Annotated in this window: 1 protein-coding gene; it reads left to right on the top strand. The window is 29.9% G+C overall.

The features are described 5' to 3' along the window. Nucleotides 1-343: 343 nt before the first annotated feature. On the top strand, nucleotides 344-549 hold a 206-nt coding region (locus tag CDO51_RS13180; protein ID WP_240503598.1), incomplete at its 3' end, for a transposase.

Raw genomic sequence — 549 nt, 5'->3', positions numbered from 1 at the left:
AGCCATAAAACAATTATTTAAAGAATTCACCCTTATGTTAAAAGGTTTCGGTCTTGTAAATGGGGAGATTGTGCCATAGATGGGACAAAAATAAAAGCAAGTAATTCAAAGAGCAAACATTTTACCGGAAATATCATTAAAAAGAAAATTGAGTACTATGAAGCTAAAATTGATAAATATATCAATGAGTTCCTAAAAACTTCAGAAGACCAAGATATGAAACAAGTTATGGATGAAAAAGTTGAAAGTTACAAGTCCAGATTGATCAACTTAATTCCCTCAAAAAGGAACTTAAAGACGAGGGAAAAAGCAGGTCTGTTTAACCGATCCTGAAGCTAAATCTATGAAGAATAATGAAAAATATGAAGTCTGTTATAATATGCAGGCAGTAGTCGATAGCAAGTATAAATTCCTAGTAGACTTTGAAATAGTAAATGATATAAATAACCAGAGTCAATTATCAAATATGGTAACAAAAATAAGGAGTAGATTCAGTGATCAAAAAATTATAACATTAGCAGATACTGGGTATTTTAATATGTCTGAAAT

It is taken from the genome of Natranaerobius trueperi (genome assembly GCF_002216005.1).
Classification (GTDB): domain Bacteria; phylum Bacillota; class Natranaerobiia; order Natranaerobiales; family Natranaerobiaceae; genus Natranaerobius_A; species Natranaerobius_A trueperi.
The sequence above is the reverse complement of the archived record's forward strand: the minus strand, read 5'-3'. Positions and strand labels throughout refer to the sequence as shown.